At 53.4% G+C, this 19,774-nt stretch carries 19 protein-coding genes and 1 riboswitch; of the genes, 10 read left to right on the plus strand and 9 right to left on the minus strand.

The annotated features are described in order from the left end of the window. Positions 1 to 6 precede the first annotated feature (6 nt). Both prc and htpX read left to right on the plus strand, forming a co-directional pair. A complete protein-coding gene (gene prc, locus ABLU78_RS23580; RefSeq protein WP_032711925.1) occupies positions 7 to 2,055 on the plus strand; it encodes a carboxy terminal-processing peptidase in 2,049 nt (682 codons plus the stop codon). 235 nt (positions 2,056 to 2,290) lie between these two features. Further along, the gene (gene htpX / locus ABLU78_RS23585; RefSeq protein ID WP_048228928.1) at positions 2,291 to 3,175 is read left to right on the plus strand and encodes a protease HtpX; all 885 of its coding nucleotides are present in this window, start codon (positions 2,291 to 2,293) and stop codon (positions 3,173 to 3,175) included. A 70-nt stretch (positions 3,176 to 3,245) separates the two neighbouring features. Here the strand turns inward: htpX and ABLU78_RS23590 are convergent, their stop codons facing one another. Then, positions 3,246 to 4,616 carry an MFS transporter gene (locus ABLU78_RS23590; RefSeq protein WP_015705935.1) on the minus strand — a complete coding sequence of 457 codons (1,371 nt, stop codon included), beginning with the start codon at positions 4,614 to 4,616 and terminating at the stop codon, positions 3,246 to 3,248. Between the two features lie 177 nt (positions 4,617 to 4,793). Here ABLU78_RS23590 and kdgR point away from each other — a divergent pair, with 177 nt between their 5' ends. Then, entirely contained in the window at positions 4,794 to 5,585 is a 792-nt protein-coding gene (gene kdgR, locus ABLU78_RS23595; RefSeq protein WP_015366030.1) for a DNA-binding transcriptional regulator KdgR, read from the plus strand. A 51-nt stretch (positions 5,586 to 5,636) separates the two neighbouring features. Here kdgR and ABLU78_RS23600 read toward each other — a convergent pair whose 3' ends face one another. Beyond that, on the minus strand, positions 5,637 to 5,876 hold the full coding sequence (locus ABLU78_RS23600) for a YobH family protein (RefSeq protein WP_015705933.1): 240 nt from the start codon (positions 5,874 to 5,876) through the stop codon (positions 5,637 to 5,639). Positions 5,877 to 6,035: 159 nt separating this feature from the next. On the opposite strand from ABLU78_RS23600, the gene mgrB reads away from it, so the two are divergent. From mgrB to rlmA, 6 genes are all read left to right on the plus strand, one after another. Further along, a complete protein-coding gene (mgrB, locus tag ABLU78_RS23605; RefSeq protein WP_015366032.1) occupies positions 6,036 to 6,179 on the plus strand; it encodes a PhoP/PhoQ regulator MgrB in 144 nt (47 codons plus the stop codon). A 74-nt stretch (positions 6,180 to 6,253) separates the two neighbouring features. Next, positions 6,254 to 6,544, plus strand: a complete 291-nt coding sequence (locus tag ABLU78_RS23610; RefSeq protein ID WP_048228927.1) for a YebO family protein — start codon at positions 6,254 to 6,256, stop codon at positions 6,542 to 6,544. A gap of 641 nt (positions 6,545 to 7,185) precedes the next feature. Continuing rightward, a complete protein-coding gene (locus ABLU78_RS23615) occupies positions 7,186 to 7,302 on the plus strand; it encodes a DUF2627 domain-containing protein (RefSeq protein ID WP_071530300.1) in 117 nt (38 codons plus the stop codon). Between the two features lie 40 nt (positions 7,303 to 7,342). After that, complete coding sequence (cspE, locus tag ABLU78_RS23620) at positions 7,343 to 7,552, plus strand: transcription antiterminator/RNA stability regulator CspE (protein ID WP_001062678.1); 210 nt, start codon at positions 7,343 to 7,345, stop codon at positions 7,550 to 7,552. A gap of 190 nt (positions 7,553 to 7,742) precedes the next feature. Next, positions 7,743 to 9,488, plus strand: a complete 1,746-nt coding sequence (gene ftsI / locus ABLU78_RS23625; RefSeq protein ID WP_032711924.1) for a peptidoglycan glycosyltransferase FtsI — start codon at positions 7,743 to 7,745, stop codon at positions 9,486 to 9,488. A 61-nt stretch (positions 9,489 to 9,549) separates the two neighbouring features. After that, positions 9,550 to 10,344, plus strand: a complete 795-nt coding sequence (rlmA, locus tag ABLU78_RS23630; protein ID WP_015705931.1) for a 23S rRNA (guanine(745)-N(1))-methyltransferase — start codon at positions 9,550 to 9,552, stop codon at positions 10,342 to 10,344. A gap of 3 nt (positions 10,345 to 10,347) precedes the next feature. Here the strand turns inward: rlmA and mntP are convergent, their stop codons facing one another. The 5 genes from mntP to manX all read right to left on the minus strand — a co-directional run bounded on the left by mntP (position 10,348) and on the right by manX (position 14,563). Further along, the gene (gene mntP / locus ABLU78_RS23635) at positions 10,348 to 10,914 is read right to left on the minus strand and encodes a manganese efflux pump MntP (protein ID WP_015366036.1); all 567 of its coding nucleotides are present in this window, start codon (positions 10,912 to 10,914) and stop codon (positions 10,348 to 10,350) included. A 107-nt stretch (positions 10,915 to 11,021) separates the two neighbouring features. Continuing rightward, positions 11,022 to 11,125: riboswitch (yybP-ykoY riboswitch) on the minus strand. Positions 11,126 to 11,324: 199 nt separating this feature from the next. Further along, positions 11,325 to 11,783, minus strand: coding sequence for a DUF986 family protein (locus ABLU78_RS23640; protein WP_047040812.1), 459 nt, complete (start codon positions 11,781 to 11,783; stop codon positions 11,325 to 11,327). Positions 11,784 to 11,877: 94 nt separating this feature from the next. Next, the gene (locus tag ABLU78_RS23645; RefSeq protein ID WP_015366038.1) at positions 11,878 to 12,729 is read right to left on the minus strand and encodes a PTS mannose transporter subunit IID; all 852 of its coding nucleotides are present in this window, start codon (positions 12,727 to 12,729) and stop codon (positions 11,878 to 11,880) included. 12 nt (positions 12,730 to 12,741) lie between these two features. Then, entirely contained in the window at positions 12,742 to 13,542 is an 801-nt protein-coding gene (locus ABLU78_RS23650) for a PTS mannose/fructose/sorbose transporter subunit IIC (RefSeq protein ID WP_015366039.1), read from the minus strand. 55 nt (positions 13,543 to 13,597) lie between these two features. Then, the gene (gene manX, locus ABLU78_RS23655) at positions 13,598 to 14,563 is read right to left on the minus strand and encodes a PTS mannose transporter subunit IIAB (protein ID WP_015366040.1); all 966 of its coding nucleotides are present in this window, start codon (positions 14,561 to 14,563) and stop codon (positions 13,598 to 13,600) included. A gap of 445 nt (positions 14,564 to 15,008) precedes the next feature. Here manX and yoaE point away from each other — a divergent pair, with 445 nt between their 5' ends. After that, on the plus strand, positions 15,009 to 16,568 hold the full coding sequence (gene yoaE / locus ABLU78_RS23660) for a CNNM family cation transport protein YoaE (protein WP_032711921.1): 1,560 nt from the start codon (positions 15,009 to 15,011) through the stop codon (positions 16,566 to 16,568). A gap of 16 nt (positions 16,569 to 16,584) precedes the next feature. Here the strand turns inward: yoaE and ABLU78_RS23665 are convergent, their stop codons facing one another. Continuing rightward, positions 16,585 to 18,180, minus strand: coding sequence for an EAL domain-containing protein (locus ABLU78_RS23665; protein ID WP_015366042.1), 1,596 nt, complete (start codon positions 18,178 to 18,180; stop codon positions 16,585 to 16,587). Between the two features lie 130 nt (positions 18,181 to 18,310). Further along, on the minus strand, positions 18,311 to 19,675 hold the full coding sequence (gene sdaA / locus ABLU78_RS23670; RefSeq protein WP_015705929.1) for an L-serine ammonia-lyase: 1,365 nt from the start codon (positions 19,673 to 19,675) through the stop codon (positions 18,311 to 18,313). Positions 19,676 to 19,774: the final 99 nt, after the last annotated feature.

The raw sequence follows: 19,774 nt of genomic DNA on the forward strand, positions 1-19,774 counted from the left end.
CCAGGCATGAACAAACTTTTTAAGCTCACCGCGCTTGCGGGCCTGCTAGCAATAGCAGGCCATGCCTTCGCCGTGGACGATATCACCCGAGTCGATCAAATTCCCGTGCTGAAAGAAGAGCCGCAGCACGCGACGGTGAGCGAGCGCGTTACCTCGCGCTTTACCCGCTCCCATTATCGGCAGTTTGATCTCGACAACGCCTTTTCGGCAAAGATTTTCGACCGCTATCTGAATCTGCTGGATTACAGCCATAACGTGCTGTTGGCCAGCGATGTTTCTAAGTTTGCGGCGCAAAAAAATAAAATTGGCGATGAACTGCGCAGCGGCAAACTGGACGTTTTCTACGACCTGTACAACCTCGCGCAGAAGCGTCGCTTTGAGCGTTACCAGTACGCCCTGAAGGTACTGGATCGTCCGATGAATTTTACCGGCAACGACAACTTCAACCTCGATCGCAGCAAGGCGCCGTGGCCGAAGGATGAAGCCGAGCTTAACGCGTTGTGGGACGCCAAGGTGAAGTTCGATGAACTGAGCCTGAAGCTGGCGGGTAAAGACGATAAAGAAATTCGTGAAACCCTGACCCGGCGTTATAAGTTTGCGATTCGTCGCCTGGCCCAAACCAACAGCGAAGACGTCTTCTCGCTGGCGATGACCGCTTTCGCCCGCGAAATCGACCCGCATACCAACTATCTCTCCCCGCGTAACACCGAACAGTTTAATACTGAAATGAGCTTGTCTCTGGAAGGTATTGGCGCGGTGCTGCAGATGGACGACGACTACACGGTGATCAATTCACTGGTTGCCGGCGGCCCGGCGGCGAAGAGCAAAGCGATTAGCGTTGGCGACCGTATCGTCGGCGTTGGTCAGCCGGGTAAGAGCATGGTTGATGTTATCGGCTGGCGGCTGGACGATGTTGTCGCGCTGATCAAAGGACCGAAGGGCAGTAAAGTTCGCCTGGAGGTTCTGCCAGCGGGCAAAGGGGCGAAAACCCGTATTGTTACTCTGACCCGCGAACGTATTCGTCTTGAAGATCGCGCGGTTAAGATGTCGGTCAAAACCGTCGGTAAAGAAAAAGTCGGCGTGCTGGATATCCCGGGTTTCTACGTTGGCCTGACTGATGATGTCAAAGTACAACTGCAGAAGCTGGAAAAACAGAACGTCAGCAGTATCGTCATCGATTTGCGCAGTAACGGCGGTGGGGCGCTGACGGAGGCGGTTTCGCTTTCTGGTCTGTTTATCCCATCCGGCCCGGTAGTACAGGTGCGTGATAACAACGGTAAGGTCCGCGAAGATAGCGATACCGACGGTGTGGTTTACTATAAAGGCCCGCTGGTGGTCTTAGTCGATCGCTTCAGCGCTTCAGCATCGGAAATTTTTGCTGCCGCGATGCAGGACTATGGCCGTGCGCTGATCGTCGGCGAGCAGACCTTCGGTAAAGGCACCGTTCAGCAGTATCGTTCGCTGAACCGTATCTACGATCAAATGCTGCGCCCGGAATGGCCGGCATTAGGTTCCGTGCAGTACACCATCCAGAAGTTCTACCGCATTAACGGCGGCAGCACTCAGCGTAAAGGGGTTACTCCGGACATCATGATGCCAACCGGTAAAGAAGATCGCGATACCGGCGAGCAGTATGAAGATAACGCGCTGCCGTGGGATAGCATCGATCCGGCGACCTACGTGAAGTCCGGCGATATGAAACCGTTCGAACCTGAACTGCTTAAGCGCCATGAAGACCGTATCGCAAAAGATCCGGAATTCCAGTACATCATGAAGGATATTGCGCGCTTTAACGCCATGAAAGATAAGCGCAATATCGTTTCTCTGAACTACGCGCAGCGTGAGAAAGAGAATGAAGAAGATGATGCGATTCGTCTGGCGCGGGTAAACGATCGCCTTAAGCGCGAAGGCAAGCCGCTTCTCAAAAAGATAGACGATCTGCCGAAGGATTATCAGGAGCCGGATCCGTATCTTGATGAAACCGTGCATATCGCGATTGACCTGGCGCAACAGGAAAAAGCGCAGCCTCCGGTAGAACCACCGGTTAGCAAATAACTCCTCAACGGGCACAAGTGATTGTGCCCGTTTCTTTTTCTGTCCTCATCCGGCTGTCGACTTTATTCAACAAAATTGTCAACACTCGCCTGGGGTGTCAGCGATATGCTACAAAATGTAAAGTTGTGTCTTTCTCGTGACTTAGCGGGGTCTGATCGTTGAAAATTAGCATCTGACCCATACGATATGGGGTATCGCATAGTGCGTTTTGTTAAATCGAGGTAAAAAGAATATTATGATGCGAATCGCGCTTTTCCTGCTGACTAACCTGGCAGTCATGGTGGTGTTTGGCCTGGTGCTTAGCCTGACGGGGATCCAGTCGAGCAGCATGACCGGCCTGCTGATCATGGCGCTGCTGTTTGGTTTTGGCGGCTCGATCGTTTCGCTGTTGATGTCGAAATGGATGGCGCTGAAGTCGGTTGGTGGGGAAGTTATCGAACAGCCGCGTAACGAAACTGAGCGTTGGTTGATGAACACCGTCGCACAGCAGGCGCAGCAGGCAGGCATCGCCATGCCGCAGGTGGCGATTTATCACGCCCCTGACATCAACGCCTTCGCCACCGGCGCGCGCCGCGACGCTTCTCTGGTCGCCGTGAGTACCGGTCTGCTGCAGAATATGAGCCGTGACGAAGCGGAAGCCGTTATCGCTCACGAAATCAGCCATATTGCTAATGGCGACATGGTCACCATGACGCTGATTCAGGGGGTGGTGAACACCTTCGTTATCTTTATTTCCCGCGTTATCGCGCAGATTGCGACCGGTTTCCTTGGCGGCAACCGTGAAGATGAAGGTGAAAGCAGTAACGGTAACCCGCTTATCTACTTTGCGGTCGCTACCGTACTGGAACTGGTATTCGGTATTCTCGCCAGCATCATCACCATGTGGTTCTCGCGCTATCGTGAATTCCATGCCGATGCAGGTTCCGCCAAACTGGTCGGTCGTGAGAAAATGATTGCTGCATTACAGCGTTTGAAAACCAGCTATGAACCGCAGGAAGCCAGCAGCATGATGGCGTTCTGTATCAACGGTAAAGCGAAATCGATGAGCGAATTGTTCATGACCCACCCGCCGTTGGACAAACGTATTGAAGCGCTGCGTAGCGGAGAATACCTGAAATAATCTGCCGTGCAGACGCTGAAAATAAAAATCCGCAGCTTTCCGGCTGCGGATTTTTTTTGGCCGCTCGTTATCAGGCGGCGCGCGGCTGAGTTACGCGTAGCCCGCTGATGGCGGCGGCAATGACCGCCAGGGAGCCGGCCAGCAGAAGCGCGGTGTGGGTGCCGCTATTGCCTGCCAGGTTAAACAGCAGGGCGACCAGCGCGGCGCCGCTACTTTGCCCCAGTAAGCGTGCGGTACCTAGCATACCGCTGGCGCCGCCGCTGCGATGGCCTGGCGCAGAGGAGACAATGGTATGGTTATTTGGCGACTGAAACAGTCCGAAACCTGCGCCGCACAACGCCATCCGCCAGATAATATCGAGATCGGAAGGTGAAGAGGGTAATAGCGCAAGGCCAAACAGGCCGCAGGCCATGATCAGCAGTCCCATTGCCCCCAACAGCCCGGCATGAACCTTCTCGATCAAATAACCCGCCAGAGGGGCCATCACCATGGTCGCCAACGGCCACGGCGTTAACAGTAACCCGGTCTCTACTTCGCTGCGTCCGATAACGGTTTGCAGGAAAAAGGGCAGGGAAACCATCGCCAGCATCTGCGCGCAAAAAGAGCAGATCGAGGTGCAGATAGAGAGCGAAAAGATTGGAATGCGCAGTAAATCAACCGGCAGCAGTGGGACCGGCATGCGCAACTGCCGACGAACAAAGAAGAAGCCGATAATCAGCATAGCAATGACCTCGGCCAATACCAGGTAACCAGATTGTCCCTGGGCAAAGCCGCCCAGCGCCGTGATGAGCAACCCGAAGGTAAGGGCGTTCATCATCGCGCTCGGCAGATCGAAACGGGTAATCTTGCTGGCGCTGCTGTTGGGCGGTAAAAAGCGCATGGCGAGGAAGATGGAAATAATCCCCAGCGGTACGTTGATTAAAAACAGCCATTGCCAGGAAGCAAGCGAGAGGATAGCGGCGGCAATGGTCGGCCCCGCGGCGGAGGAGACGGCAACGACGAAAGAGTTGATGCCCATTCCGCGACCTAGCTGCCTCTTAGGATAGATAAGGCGAATCAGCGCCGTGTTGACGCTCATCAGCGCCGCGCCGCCCAGCCCCTGGGCCACACGCGCCAGCGTTAACATCTCGAGACTTCGGGAGAGGGCGCAAATCAGCGAGGTGATGGTAAACACTACCAGACCAATTTTATAGATTCGTCGATAGCCAACCATATCGCCAAGAAACGAGAGTGGCAGCAGGGCGATGACGATAGCGATTTGATAGGCGTTGACTATCCAGATTGAAGATGCCGGCGAGGCATTCAGGTCGGTGGCGATAGTCGGCAGGGCGACGTTGGCGATAGCGCCGTCGAGTACGGCCATCGTCAGGCCTAATACAATCGTCAGAATGGCGCCGTAACGCTGCGGAACCGGCAGGCCATCCAAAAGTTTTTTTTCCATGTGAAGTTTAAGTCTTAGAGGAAACTATTTTCTGATTAATGATTTTAGCATTGATTATTCAACCATAAGTCGCAGATTTGTAACCAACTCGCAGAACAACGATTGCGACGGTCATAATGTGAATTTATAATAAAAAACAGTTCTGAATTTTATAAAACAGTTACGATGAGGTGAACAATGGCAGCTGCTGATATGGATAAACAGCCAGATTCTGTCTCTTCAGTATTAAAAGTTTTTGGCATCCTGCAGGCTTTGGGCGAAGAGCGTGAGATTGGTATCACCGAATTGTCACAGCGTGTGATGATGTCTAAAAGCACGGTGTATCGTTTTTTACAGACTATGAAGTCACTGGGCTATGTCGCACAGGAAGGCGAGTCTGAGAAATATTCTTTAACGTTGAAGTTGTTCGAGCTTGGCGCGCGGGCGTTGCAGAACGTTGACCTGATCCGCAGCGCGGATATCCAGATGCGTGAAATTTCTCGCCTGACCAAAGAGACGATTCACCTCGGCGCGCTGGATGAAGACAGCATCGTTTACATCCACAAAATTGATTCCATGTACAACCTGCGGATGTATTCGCGTATCGGCCGACGTAATCCGCTGTACAGCACCGCCATTGGCAAAGTGCTGCTGGCGTGGCGCGACCGGGCGGAAGTCGAGCAAATCATGGACGGCGTCGAGTACAAACGTAGCACCGAGCGAACCATTACTGATACCAGCGCGCTATTGAAAGTGCTGGACCAGGTGCGCGAGCAGGGCTATGGCGAAGACAATGAGGAGCAGGAAGAAGGATTACGCTGTATTGCGGTGCCGGTCTTCGATCGCTTCGGCGTGGTGATTGCCGGACTGAGTATCTCCTTCCCGACGCTGCGTTTCTCTGAAGAACGTTTGCACGAATATGTGGCGATGTTGCACGCTGCGGCGCGTAAGATTTCCGAGCAGATGGGTTATAACCGTTACCCGTTTTGACAGTGAATGATGAGCTACAGCGTAATACCTTACCCTGTAGCTCCTGTCATTTTAACCCTGGTCGATAACCTTCACGCTTTTGCGCAGAATAGGGCAGTTGGTAATACCGATAATACCGCTATCAGAATGAACATATTGTGCGGTGGTGATACCCTGCGCTGTCAGGTATTTGCATTGCAGTCCCAGCCCGCCAGCATTCTGATTGCTGCCAATTAACACGCCATAACCGCTTAATAATACGCCAATCCAGACGATTGCTAGTATGACAATAGAGCGAATGATCAATCGCATTGTTGCCTCGTTATTTGTATGATCCTGACGTTTATTCTGGCATGAACATTATTTGATACAAGTCTATGATTCCTAAACTCGCCTTTCGTATTACAGTTAGCCGCGGTTTAAGAAGGCCATGTTATCCTGGCCACATCTGATTATGGTACGGAGAGTGGAGTGAAAAAATTACGCTGGGTTTTGCTGATCGTTGTCATAGCGGGTTGTTTACTGCTGTGGACTCAGATGCTTAACGTAATGTGCGATCAGGATGTACAATTTTTCAGCGGCATTTGCGCTATTAACAAGTTCATCCCCTGGTAAGACATTTTTGTGCCGACGGATTTTCTTCTGCCGCGTGGGTGGTAGAATGAACGCCTTCTCTTTGAGGTGGTGAAATGAGTGAGTTACTGAATCCTGGGATTGTAAGTCTGGCGTCTCTGGCGCTTTCCGTTGTACTGCTGCTTGTAGGGCTGCTGCTGTGGTTCTTTGTGAATCGTGCCAGTTCACGTAGCAATGAGCAAATCGAACTGCTGCAGTCGCTGCTTGATCAACAAAAGCGGCAGAACGCGCTGCTGCGCCGTCTCTGTGAAGCCAATGCGCCGCACAAAGAAGAGGTTACTGAACCTACAGCGGATGAGAAGGAGAAAAACGACGACGATTTCATTCGTCTCGTTGCCGAACGTTAAGTTTGAAGAACAGGTGTGCACATCTCGTGCGCGCCTGCGAGTGTCATAAAAAGTTGCTATAACTTATTCTTATGTAATTCCCCATCTCACGGTTGGTCGTTACCGTTTAATGAATTAAACATCCACGCTCTATTTCACATTTTGAATAATCTTTTGAGCTAATCAAAAAAAGTAATAACGAAACGTTTCTATTGCCTGACGGCAATACTTTGTCATTAATATTTCATTATTAAGGGCTATTTTAGCGGATATTTGTGCTGTAACGAGTTAGGGGTTTAATTAACACTACTACGCGGCGAGTGAAGGCGATTTCCTCTTGTTCTTTAACGTTATTTGCGCATCATTATGCACATGATGCCGCAACGCCCCCTCAAATATGGCAGTTCGTATACGTACGTACCTGGACGAACAGAAGTTGTTGAGCTATGGTAAAAAAGTTGCATTTATCAGGCATACGTTATTGTGTGTTTGGTAACGATGCAAAGATAAGCCAGGCGCGGCAAAGACGCATAAATGTGCAGGCGATCAAATGATTTCCTGATAATTTGTGCGAACGATCGTGACACGTTTAAAAATGGCTTGCCATTATTTACGTTGTGTGTGATAACACGTTTCGGGTTAAACGAGGTACAGTTCTGTTTATGTGTGGCATTTTCAGTAAAGAAGTCCTGAGTAAACACGTTGTCGTTGAATACCGCTTCTCTGCCGAACCTTATATTAGTGCCTCATGCAGTTATGTGTCAGTTTTATCTATGTAAGCACCTGCGGGTGAAGAAAACAGTTTAAGGAATTTTGCAAATGGCAAAGATTAAAGGTCAAGTTAAGTGGTTCAACGAGTCTAAAGGTTTTGGCTTCATTACTCCGGCTGATGGCAGCAAAGACGTGTTCGTACACTTCTCTGCAATCCAGGGTAACGGCTTCAAAACTCTGGCTGAAGGCCAGAACGTTGAGTTCGAAATTCAGGACGGCCAGAAAGGTCCGGCTGCAGTTAACGTAACTGCTATCTGATTCAAGACCACTCATCTTGTAAGAAAGCCTCGCTATAGCGGGGCTTTTTAGCATCTGTTGCAAAGTATTTCCAATATTTCCCCTCCGACGCGCTTTGTTGCAAAACATCACCCTTATTAGCACTGTTTAGCAGTCTGTTTTGCCAATTTTCTGTTAAATCAGGTGGTTGCAAAATAATGCTGGAGCTACGGTGCAAAAGAATAAAAGTAAGTCCGCCACAAATTTTCTCCCTATCCGTTTTGGGTTGCTGTGTGTGGCGATTTTGGGATGTCTTGGATTTCTGCTGGCGAGGGTAGGTTGGCTGCAAATCGTCTCTCCGGATAATCTGGTTAAACAAGAGGATATGCGTTCGCTGCGCGAAGAACCCATCGACGTGATGCGCGGAACCATTAGCGATCGTGAAGGACGCCCGCTGGCGGTGAGCGTGCCGGTAAGCGCTATCTGGATAGATCCGCAGACCATGCTGGAAAAGGGCGGCGTCGGCTATGGTCCGCGCTGGCAGGCAATGGCGGAAGCGTTGCATATTGATCTTATTGACCTCTCTCATCGGGTGCAGTCACATCCGCATGCCCGATTCCTCTATCTCGCGCGTCAGGTTAATCCGGAACAGGCGGAGTGGATCGATAAATTACACCTGCCGGGCGTTTATCTGCGCGATGAATCACGCCGCTTCTATCCCGCCGGGCACGTCGCGGCGAACCTGCTGGGCTTTACCAACGTGGATAATCAGGGGATCGAGGGGGTTGAAAAAAGCTTTAACAAACAGCTCATGGGAACGCCGGGGCGTCGGCTGGTGCGTAAGGACCGCCATGGCCACGTGATCGAGAATATTACCGAGCAGGCCGCTGTGCCGGCGCATAACCTGCAGCTCAGTATCGACGAGCGCCTGCAGACGGTGACGGAAGATGCGTTAGATAATGCCGTGCGGTGGAATAAGGCGGAATCCGGCGCGGCGGTATTAATCAAGATTGATACCGGCGAAATCCTGTCGATGGCCAGCTACCCGGATTTTAACCCTAATAACCGCGACAGCGCCCAGTTGGATGATTTCCGTAATCGCGCTATCAGCGATACCTTTGAGCCGGGCTCAACGGTCAAACCGCTGGTGATTATGACCGCGTTACAGCAGGGTATCGTGCAGCCGGATAGCGTCGTCGATACCCATCCCTTTACCCTTGATGGTCATCGCATTCGCGATGTGGGTTATTATCCTGAGTTGACGCTCACCGGTATTTTGCAAAAATCGAGCGATACCGGGGTTTCGCACCTCTCACTGGCAATGCCGGTGCAACACTTGATCGACACTTATAAGGCCTTTGGCTTTGGCGACCCGACCGGGCTTGGCTTGACCGGTGAAAGCTCCGGGCTGATGCCGCATCGGCGCTATTGGGGCGAGTTGGATCGCGCTACCTTCGCCTTTGGCTATGGGCTGATGGTGACGCCGCTGCAGTTGGCGCATGTCTACGCGACGATCGGCGGCTACGGCATTGAACGCCCGCTGTCGATAACCCGTATCGATCCGCCGGTTATCGGTACGCGAGTTATGCCGCAGGAGATCGTGCATGAAGTGGAACATATGATGGAGAGCGTGGCGCTGCCGGGCGGGGGCGGGACGAAAGCGGCGGTACGCGATTATCGTATCGCGGTGAAAACCGGCACGGCGAAGAAAATTGGCCCCGACGGGAAATACATCGATAAATACGTCGCCTACACCGCCGGCGTGGCACCGGCCAGTCAGCCGAAGTTTGCGCTGGTGGTGGTGATAAACGACCCCAGCAACGGTAAATACTACGGCGGGGCGGTATCCGCGCCGGTGTTCAGCCAAATTATGGGCGATGTGTTGCGTCTGGAAAACGTGATGCCAGACGGTATGCCGCAAGGCTCTGAGAATCTTATCGTCATGCATAACCGCGAGGATTCGGTTCCCGCGCTGTAACAGTGGTCTGCGAGGGCGAATAGCGCTACACTTTCGCCCTTTCAGCGCCACCGGAGTTATCATGTCTTATACCTGTCCACTATGCCACGCGCCGCTTAGCCGCAGCGAAAATAGCTATATTTGCCCGCAGCGGCACCAGTTCGATCTGGCAAAGGAAGGGTATGTCAATTTACTGCCGGTGCAGTTCAAACGTTCGCGCGACCCGGGCGATAGCGCTGAGATGATGCAGGCGCGCCGCGCCTTCCTCGATGGCGGATATTATCAGCCGTTGCGTGAGGCGATTTGCAGCTATCTGCGGGCTTTCGCACCGGGCGAGTTGCTGGATATTGGCTGCGGAGAGGGATACTACACGCATGCTTTCGCCGCCATTGCCGCACGCAGTTTCGGCCTCGATGTCTCAAAATCGGCGATCCGCGCCGCCGCTAAACGTTACCCGCAGGTCGAATTCTGCGTTGCTTCCAGCCAACGGTTGCCTTTTGCCGATCGCTCTCTGGATGCGGTGGTGCGTATTTATGCGCCCTGTAACGCGGACGAATTAGCGCGTGTAGTGAAAGGCGGCGGTTGGGTGATTACCGCTACGCCGGGGCCGCGCCATTTGATGGAGCTGAAAGGGCTGATCTACGATGAAGTTCGTCTGCATGAACTGAACCGGGAAGCGATGCCGGGCTTTACGCTGCGTCATGAGCAGCAGTTAGCCTATCCGATGCAGTTGAGCGGCACGCAGGCGGAAGCGTTACTGCAGATGACGCCGTTTGCCTGGCGAGCGAAACCGGAGGTACGAGAATTACTGCGCCAGCAGGAGACCTTTGGCTGCCAGACCGATTTCATGATTCACTGCTGGCAGCGCGAGGCGTAAGGGCTACGGCGCGAAATGGCCCCACAGAATCTGCGCGCCGATACCTATTAGCACGATACCGCCGAGAATTTCGGCCCGTTTGCCGAGCAGCGGGCCGATAAAGCGGCCAACCATAATTCCCAGCGTTGACATGGTAAAGGTGGCGCAGCCGATAGCCAGCGCGGTGGCGATAATATTGACCTGCAGGAAAGCAAGCCCCACGCCAACGGCCATCGCGTCAAGACTGGTAGCGAATGCGGTGGTCACCAGCAACCAGAAGCCGTGGCGACGCGGCGCTTCACATTCATCATCATCACCGCCGCGAAAACCTTCAATCACCATGCGCCCGCCGAGAAACACCAGCAGCACGAAAGCGATCCAGTGGTTCCACTCCAGTACAAACTGGCTGGCCAACATGCCCAGCCCCCAGCCGACCAGCGGCGTCAGGGTTTCGATCGCGCCGAATATAAGACCGGTGCGCAGCGCTTCGGAGAATTTAGGTTTATGCAGGGTGGCGCCTTTACCGATAGAAGCGGCAAACGCGTCCATCGACATACCAAAGGCAAGAAGGATAGTGGCAGAAATATTCATGAGCGTGTCCTGACCGGGGAATATCCATATGACACATCGCTGCCCCCAGTAAACATACGCGGAGCCTGAGCATAACGTACAGCAGTGATGTATCTATGGTCTCGCCTGATTGAACGACCGCTCAACCCGTACGTGCCACGTTTTGCAACGAGTATGTTGACACGTACATTTTCCACCTGCGGAAAATCGGCTACTCCCCAACGACGGGCGCAACCTTAACATATTTTGAGAAGGTAAAACAATCACAGAAAAATAATATTAGCTACAATAAATGATAACGATTTTCATTTAAAATATTAAGTGAAGGATTGGTTAAATAATATAACGAGGGAAGGCGGGTAAATATAGCCATGGCTATATATTCCCACAGTAATGACTGGCGGAAATATAGCGCAGGCTATATCCGTAACTTATTGAATGGTAACGAGTAGTTTGTATATTTTTTCCAGATCGTCGATATTTCGTACGCGAATAAGCAGGCGCCGCTGCTCTAATTGCATCACCAGTACGCCATCTTCCGACAAATTCATCGCTTTAATCCGCGGATATTCAATCCACACGTTGGCAAAGAAAAAACCGCTCTTTTTAAACAGAATTCGCGGCGTACGGATCCAGAACAGATATAACCCCATTAATGCCAGCGCAGATAATAACCAGGTGGTGATTATTTCGCCGTGGCTGGCAATATTGTTGTAAATGAGAATCGCCGTCAGGCCGACGAAAATCATCCCGTCGACGCGTCCACGACGCAGCAGGGGGATTGACAGCAGGGTGGGGCCATTGCGGCGCGGCATGATGAATTGGTCGTAGATAGCGAAAGCCACCAGGGCGACGATAAACAGAATGAGCACCAGCTCCGTGATTGCCATTGATCCTCCAGCCAGCGTGGACCTGCATACAGGTACACGTTTTAACGCTAAAAAAAGCCGGGGACAAAGCTGCCCCCGGCCTACTACGTGACGATTATTGACCCAGCAGGCCGACCGCGTAGCCGGCAATACCGATGACGAAGAAGCCAACGATGATCCACAGCGGGTTGACTTTCTTACGCAGCAGCCACATACAAGCGAAGGTCAGCAGCAGCGGCACCAGTCCCGGCATCAGCTGGTCAAGGATGGTCTGCACGGTGGTCACGCGAGTCTGACCATCCTGACCGGTGATCGTGGAAACCACCAGCGGGATATTAACGTGCGTCCATTTGTTAACCAGGGCCCCCATGACAAACAGGCCGAGGATTGACGCCCCCTCGGTCAGTTTCTGCAGGAAGCCGCCGCCCATATCCTTAACGATGTCCACGCCTTTACGATAGCCGTATGCTACGCCGTAGTAGCGGGTCAGCAGACGCACGGCATTGAACAGGATGAAGAACAGTAGCGGACCAAGCAGGCTACCGCTCATCGCGATACCGGCGCCGAGCGCGGCGAATACCGGACGCACGGTACCCCAGAAGATCGGGTCGCCGACGCCTGCCAGCGGCCCCATCAAACCGACTTTGATACCGTTGATTGCGCCATCGTCGATTTCCGCGCCGTTAGCACGCTGCTCTTCCATCGCCAGCGTTACGCCGAGTACCGGCGCCGCGACGTACGGATGGGTGTTGAAGAACTCAAGGTGACGCTTAATCGCCTGCTTACGCGCATCGTTGTTCTCAGGGTACAGGCGACGGATTGCCGGAACCATAGAGAAGCAGAAGCCCAGCGCCTGCATACGTTCGAAGTTCCATGAACCTTGGAACAGGTTAGAACGAATGAACACGCCACGAATATCACTCTGAGTGAGTTTTTTCTCGGTGGTATTTTTAGTCATATCAACCATTTCGCTCACCTGTTAGTCCAGTTCGTTATCGAGATCGTTGTTACCAGCCGCCTGAGCCGGGGCACCCGCTACGCGGTTATATTTCGGGCTCAGCTGAATGTAGAGAATGGCCATAACGGCACCAATCACACCCAGCGCAACCAGGTTGAAATTGGTGAAGGCCGCGGTGACGAAACCGAGATAGAAGAACGGCATCAGATAGCCCGCGCGCATCATGTTGATGACCATCGCGTAACCGACGACGACGATCATGCCGCCCGCGATATTCAGACCGCCAGTCACGACTTCCGGAATGGCATTCAGCAGACCCTGAACTTCGCTGGTACCGACAGAGATGGCTACGATAACCGCCGGGATGGCGATACGCATTGCCTGCAGGAACAGCGAGGAAACGTGCAGCCAGGAGATGGCCGTCAGGTTACCGTTTTCAGCGGCTTTATCCGCCGCGTGCTGGAAGGCAACGGTGATGGTACGAACGATAATGGTCAGAACCTGGCCTGCCGCCGCCAGCGGGATAGCCAGAGCGATACCGGCGCCAATGCTTTGGTGACCGGCGATAACCAGTACGGTAGAAATAATGGATGCCAGCGCGGCATCAGGCGCAACTGCCGCACCGATGTTCATCCAGCCCAGAGCGATCATTTCCAGCGTACCGCCGATGATGATACCGGTTTTCATATCACCGAGAACGGCGCCAATTAACGTACAGGCGACCAGAGGACGGTGGAACTGAAATTCATCAAGTACCGACTCCATACCCGCAATACACGCGACGATGAACACCAGCACAATCTGAAGAAGGGTAATCTCCATTGTACTTCTCCTGTTGATTAAGTCTTAAAGTGAAGGTTGGCTCGCGAGCGCCGGGTTAATTACCCACCTTGGCGATCAAATCCATCATTTTCAGTTTCTGGTCGGTGGAAACTTTACGCGCTTCCAGTTCAATACCGCGGGCATTCAACTTTTTGAATGCTTCGATATCTGTCGCATCGACCGAAATCGCGTTATTGACCTGCGTTTTACCCTGACGGAAAGCCATACCGCCGATGTTGACGCTGGTAATTTTTACGCCGCCTTCAACAATACGTTCAACGTCCGTTGGGTTAGTGAACAGCAGCATGACACGCTCGCCGGCGTATTTCGGGTTGTTGTAGACGCGAATCATCTTCGCGACATCAACAACGTGAGCGGTCACGCCCGGAGGAGCCACCTGGGTCAGCAGCGTCTTGCGCACCGTGTCGGCGGCAACTTCATCGCTGACCACGATAATGCGGGTGACGTTGGTCTCTTTGGTCCAGCGGGTCGCAACCTGGCCATGGATAAGACGGTCATCGATACGCGCCAGGCCAATCACCATGTAATCATTTGGACCCATCGGTTTAGCGGGCGTTGCCGCTTTCGGCGCGGCAGCCTGAACCGGCGCCGCTTTTTCAACCGGTTTGGCTTTCAGCGCTTTCACGCCTTCGCTACCGGTTTCCACCGCCAGCGCCACCAGCTCATCAAACGACGGATCGTCATCGCGAGCCATGAAGGTTTCAACCAGCATCGGGACGTTGACGCCAGCGATCACTTCATAGTTTTCTTTATCAACAACAATGCGGCTTGCCGCGTTAAATGGACTACCGCCCCACGTATCAACGAGGAACAGCACGCCTTTTGTGGTATCCAGTTTTGCCAGCTGTGCATTGTACTTTTCGATCAGCGTTTCGGCATTTTCGCCAGGAACGAAATCGATCCAGCCAACGTTTTCCTGCTCGCCCAACAGCATTTCTGCGGTTTTCAGCAGTTGTTCTGCAGCCCAACCATGTGTGCCTATTACAATAGCAATCGTCACTTGCTACCTCCGTTATTATGGTGAATGCATCATCTGGTCTGATACATCCTGAATCACTCTTGTGGAAAAATCGATTCAGTAAGGGTGTAAGATCTAAATTAATTACTACCGGGAATTATTTTAGATAGTGAAAAAATAATTAATGTGATGGAGCTCCGTAAATTACGCTTCAATAATCAATAATTTCGCAGCGCAAAAAATAGCCTTAGCTATTGCAAAGACAGGTAAATTTTTGCCAATTCTGCGCTATATTTTGCTATGTTTAGCTTCCGTTTAATTACTCAGGAGTATAGGGCATAGCCCGCCGTATGGACCGTCATCGACGTCTTTTCACCCTCAGGCACTCGTCTGCCGTCTCAACCACACACGCTTTTTTACCAGCAACCATTGTTTCGCCGGTGCATGACATCGCGATGACTACCGCTGTCGTTAACGGGAGCCGCTCATGGAATTCTTAATGGATCCCACCATCTGGGCTGGCCTGCTGACGCTGGTAGTCCTCGAAATTGTTCTGGGTATCGATAACCTGGTCTTTATCGCCATCCTTGCCGATAAACTGCCGCCAAAACAGCGTGATAAGGCACGTATAATCGGCCTGTCGCTGGCGCTGATTATGCGCCTGGGGCTGCTCTCGGTTATCTCGTGGATGGTCACGTTGACCAAGCCTTTGATAAGCATAGGCGATTTTTCGTTCTCCGGGCGCGATCTGATCATGCTGGTCGGCGGTATCTTCCTGCTATTCAAGGCGACGACAGAGCTTCATGAACGACTGGAAAACCGCCAGCATGATGCCGGTCACGGCAAAGGCTATGCCAGCTTCTGGGTCGTCGTGCTACAAATTGTGGTGCTGGATGCCGTCTTCTCGCTTGATGCGGTGATTACCGCCGTTGGCATGGTAAACCATTTGCCGGTGATGATGGCTGCGGTCGTGATCGCGATGATCCTGATGCTGCTGGCCTCGAAGCCGTTAACCCGCTTCGTGAACCAACATCCGACGGTTGTCGTGCTGTGTCTGAGCTTCCTGCTGATGATTGGTCTGAGTCTGGTGGCAGAAGGCTTTGGCTTCCATATTCCGAAGGGCTACCTGTACGCGGCGATTGGCTTCTCGATTACCATTGAGTTCTTTAACCAGGTGGCGCGGCGTAACTTTATCCGCCACCAGTCGACGTTGCCGCTGCGTGCGCGTACCGCTGATGCGATTCTGCGCTTGATGGGCGGTCGCAAACAGGCGACCGTGGCGCACGATAGCGATAGCCCGGCGGCAGTGCCGGTGCCGGAAGGGGCGTTTGCTGAAGAAGAACGCTATATGATTAACGGCGTACTGACCCTGGCGCAGCGCTCATTGCGCAGTATCATGACTCCGCGAGGCGAAATTAGCTGGGTGGATGCTGAGCAGAGCGAAGACGAAATTCGTCGCCAGCTGCTTTCTTCCCCGCACAGCATGTTCCCGGTTTGCCGCGGTGAACTTGATGAAATCATCGGTATTGTACGCGCCAAAGAGATGCTGGTGGCGCTGGAGGCGGGCGAGAACGTTGCCGCGATGGCATCCGCTTCCCCGGCGATTGTGGTGCCGGAAACGCTGGATCCGATCAATCTGCTGGGCGTGCTGCGCCGGGCGCGCGGCAGTTTTGTCATCGTCACCAACGAATTTGGCGTGGTGCAGGGTCTGGTGACGCCGCTGGACGTCCTGGAAGCCATCGCTGGTGAGTTCCCGGACGCCGACGAAACGCCGGAAATTGTGCAGGATGGCGAAGGTTGGCTAATCAAAGGGTCAACCGACCTCCACGCGCTGCAGCAGGCGCTGGGGCTGGACGACCTGGTCAACGAAGACGATGATATCGCGACCGTTGCCGGGCTGGTTATCTCCGCGAACGGTCATATCCCGCGGATAGGCGATGTTGTCGAACTGCCGCCGCTGCAGTTCACCATCGTTGAAGCCAATGATTATCGCGTCGATCTGGTACGGGTCATTAAAACCGTCCACGATAACGACGAAGAAGAGTAATGCCGAACCCGCCGGGCTAAACTTGCCCGGCGGGTTGTTTTTTACCCCCAGTCGCCGCCAGACGGTGCTTCTCTTCCGCCAGCCAGCGCGGAAAATCCTCCACCGGCAACGGGCGGGCATAATAATATCCCTGTAGTAAATCCACGCCGTGGCTACGCATGTAAATCTTCTGTTCCTGAGTTTCGACGCCTTCGGCAATGGTGACGATTTTGAGCCGGTGCGCCAGGGCGATAATCATATCGGTCACCGTCGCGTTGACCCCATCAATGCCAATAGCACCGGTATAAGATTTATCAATTTTCAGTACATCCGGGCGAAGTTTTTCCAGCCAGGATAGCGAACTATTACCGGTGCCAAAGTCATCAATGGCCAGCTGGACGCCTTTAAAATGCAGGTGCTCCGCCATGTGATGATCGCCTTCACGCAGAACATCGCGTTCGGTCAGCTCGACCACCAGCTGCTGTACCGGATTAGCGCTGAACCAATAGGTGTGCAGATCGCGCAGCAGCTCGCCGTTGCTGAAATGACGCGCCGCCACGTTAATACCAATATGAAAATTGGCATCCTGCGGGAAATAATGCAGCCGGCGGGCGGTTTCAGCGATGACGTAGCGGGTCAGGGGGACTATCAGGTTGTAGCCTTCAGCAATCGGGATAAAAACATCCGGCGAGATATTTCCGCGGCGCGGATTGTTCCAGCGCAGCAAAATTTCCACGCCACAACACTCCTGAGTACGTAAATCCTGCAGCGGCTGGCACCATACCTCGAACTCGTGGGCGGCGATACCCAGGGTTATTTCGCGCGAGAAAGTCATTCGTCCTGCGGTCGTCAACCAGGCGATACCGGTCATCAACAGGCTGAACATCAGCGCCAGCGGTAATTCGGCGGGCAGCTCTTCTAAGGCTACCGCGGAGGCTCCCGGGCCGCTGATGTTGATGGTAAAGGGAAACTGGCTGGAGCTTTGCCGGTAAATTATCGGCAGACCCGGCAACCGATCGCTTGCAACGACGCCAACATCGCTGAGAAAACTCTTGTTGCCTACCGTGAGGCTGATGTCGCTTATCAACGATGATTTTTCTTTGAGAATCAATTCGCCAAGCAGCTCAATATTGATAATTAACAACGCGCCGTCGGCACCGCTTACGGAAGAGGGATACCACTGAATCAGTACCGGTGTGCCTTTGAGCAGCGAGTTATCGGTTGAAAAGGCCAACAGCGGGTTGACTGCCGGCAACGTTGGCTGCAGCTGATGAATGGCCACATGGCGTGGGCCAAAAATACTGGAGCAGTAGGCCATCCCGGATTGAACAAGGATGATTGAGCGTACGGTCTGCAGTGTGGCCGCGGTTTTACGCAGCTCAAGATGCACATCCTGACAGGGTTTGCCCACCATACTCAGCAGGGTAGCGTGTTTTGCCGCCAGCGGCTGCAGGATATTGTCCATCGCGATCACCATATTGCGGGTCACCGTCTGGATGCGCTGTTGATTTTGGCTACGCTGTGAAATAAATCGGATTGTCAGGGTGACGGCAAGGGTCAGAAATGCAACGGCCAGGCACACCAGAATGCGCTTGCGGCGGTATGTCGAAATGACCTTCTGTGCATTTTGCATGCGAGGCGCCCTGTCGGCTAAATAGAGGAATAAGAGTAACAGCCGGCTTAAAGCAAGTGTAGTGGGTAAGATAAGTTGGTGGGAGAAAAAGAAAAATGCGCCCGGAAAGGGCGCATTTCACAGACGTGTTTTAGTCACACTGGACTTTGATCGCCAGGCCGCCGCGAGAGGTTTCGCGATATTTGGCGTTCATGTCTTTACCCGTTTCGTACATGGTCTCGATAACTTTATCGAGAGAGACGCGCGGTTCGCTGGTGCGGCGCATCGCCATACGCGCGGCGTTAATCGCCTTCACGGAGGCGATAGCGTTTCGCTCGATGCACGGCACCTGAACCTGGCCGGCGACCGGGTCGCAGGTCAGGCCGAGGTTATGTTCCATGCCGATTTCCGCCGCCACGCAAACCTGCTCCGGGCTGGCGCCAAGCAGTTCAGCCAGGCCCGCCGCTGCCATTGAACAGGCGACGCCGACTTCGCCCTGACAGCCGACTTCCGCGCCGGAAATGGACGCGTTCATCTTGTACAGCGCGCCAATCGCGCCGGACGCCATAAAGTAGCGAATATAGATATCCGGGCTGACGGACTCGATAAAGTGATCGTAGTAGGCGAGCACTGCCGGAACGATACCACAGGCGCCGTTGGTCGGCGCGGTAACAACGCGGCCACCTGCGGCGTTCTCTTCGTTGACCGCCAGCGCGAACATGTTCACCCAGTCGACAACGTTCATCGGGTCATTAGACAGCTTATCGCTGGCGACCAGCAGACGACGCAGCGCCGAAGCGCGACGCGGCACGCGCAGCGGCCCCGGCAGCACACCTTCGGTGTTCATGCCGCGATCGATACAGGCGCGCATGGTTTGCCAGACGTTTTCAAAATAGGCCTCGATCTCTTGCTTGCTGTGCAGCGCCAGTTCGTTTTGCATCACCATGCCGGAGAGCGACAGACCGGTTTCTTTGCAGTAGCCCAGCATTTCCTGTGCCGATTTAAACGGATACGGAACCTGCAGTTCGCTCGCGTCTTCTTTGCCGAAATGCTCTTCGTCGACGATAAAACCGCCGCCGATTGAATAGTAAGTCTTGCTGTAGATTTCTTTCTCGCCGGCCCACGCATGGATAGTCATGCCGTTTTCGTGCAGCGGCAGGTTGTCGCTACGAAAACGCATGCCGTCATCCGCCGGGAAGTCGACTTCGTGTTGCCCGTTTGCCAGCAGCAGACGGCCGCGGGTTTCTACGTCGCGGATAAATGCCGGGATCGCGTCAATATCGACCGTCGCAGGCAGATTGCCCGCCAGTCCCATGATAATGGCGATGTCCGTGTGGTGGCCTTTGCCGGTTAATGAAAGCGACCCATAGACGTCAACGGCGACGCGCGTCACTTCATTAAGCAATCCCTTTTCGACCAGGTCATCGACGAACTGTTTACCGGCCTTCATCGGCCCTACAGTATGGGAAGATGAGGGACCAATCCCCACCTTGAACATGTCGAATATACTAATCACGATAACACTCCTGACAGGGTTACCGCGGTTGCGGTAACGATGTAATAACTGCGCATAGTGTAAGAGGGAACCGGGTTGTCAGCTTAACTATTCACATGA

Source organism: Klebsiella sp. JN_Kp122, from assembly GCF_040062085.1.
Classification (GTDB): domain Bacteria; phylum Pseudomonadota; class Gammaproteobacteria; order Enterobacterales; family Enterobacteriaceae; genus Klebsiella; species Klebsiella aerogenes.

Excerpts from the sequence above, each read along its gene's own strand:
- ABLU78_RS23615 (WP_071530300.1), top strand. The coding sequence starts at position 7,186 with ATGTGTGGCATTTTCAGTAAAGAAGTCCTGAGTAAACACGTTGTCGTT.
- ABLU78_RS23590 (WP_015705935.1), bottom strand. The coding sequence starts at position 4,616 with ATGGAAAAAAAACTTTTGGATGGCCTGCCGGTTCCGCAGCGTTACGGC.
- ABLU78_RS23600 (WP_015705933.1), bottom strand. The coding sequence starts at position 5,876 with ATGCGATTGATCATTCGCTCTATTGTCATACTAGCAATCGTCTGGATT.
- prc (WP_032711925.1), top strand. The coding sequence starts at position 7 with ATGAACAAACTTTTTAAGCTCACCGCGCTTGCGGGCCTGCTAGCAATA.
- kdgR (WP_015366030.1), top strand. The coding sequence starts at position 4,794 with ATGGCAGCTGCTGATATGGATAAACAGCCAGATTCTGTCTCTTCAGTA.
- ABLU78_RS23610 (WP_048228927.1), top strand. The coding sequence starts at position 6,254 with ATGAGTGAGTTACTGAATCCTGGGATTGTAAGTCTGGCGTCTCTGGCG.
- mntP (WP_015366036.1), bottom strand. The coding sequence starts at position 10,914 with ATGAATATTTCTGCCACTATCCTTCTTGCCTTTGGTATGTCGATGGAC.
- yoaE (WP_032711921.1), top strand. The coding sequence starts at position 15,009 with ATGGAATTCTTAATGGATCCCACCATCTGGGCTGGCCTGCTGACGCTG.
- ABLU78_RS23645 (WP_015366038.1), bottom strand. The coding sequence starts at position 12,729 with ATGGTTGATATGACTAAAAATACCACCGAGAAAAAACTCACTCAGAGT.
- rlmA (WP_015705931.1), top strand. The coding sequence starts at position 9,550 with ATGTCTTATACCTGTCCACTATGCCACGCGCCGCTTAGCCGCAGCGAA.
- htpX (WP_048228928.1), top strand. The coding sequence starts at position 2,291 with ATGATGCGAATCGCGCTTTTCCTGCTGACTAACCTGGCAGTCATGGTG.
- ABLU78_RS23650 (WP_015366039.1), bottom strand. The coding sequence starts at position 13,542 with ATGGAGATTACCCTTCTTCAGATTGTGCTGGTGTTCATCGTCGCGTGT.
- ABLU78_RS23665 (WP_015366042.1), bottom strand. The coding sequence starts at position 18,180 with ATGCAAAATGCACAGAAGGTCATTTCGACATACCGCCGCAAGCGCATT.
- cspE (WP_001062678.1), top strand. The coding sequence starts at position 7,343 with ATGGCAAAGATTAAAGGTCAAGTTAAGTGGTTCAACGAGTCTAAAGGT.
- ABLU78_RS23640 (WP_047040812.1), bottom strand. The coding sequence starts at position 11,783 with ATGGCAATCACGGAGCTGGTGCTCATTCTGTTTATCGTCGCCCTGGTG.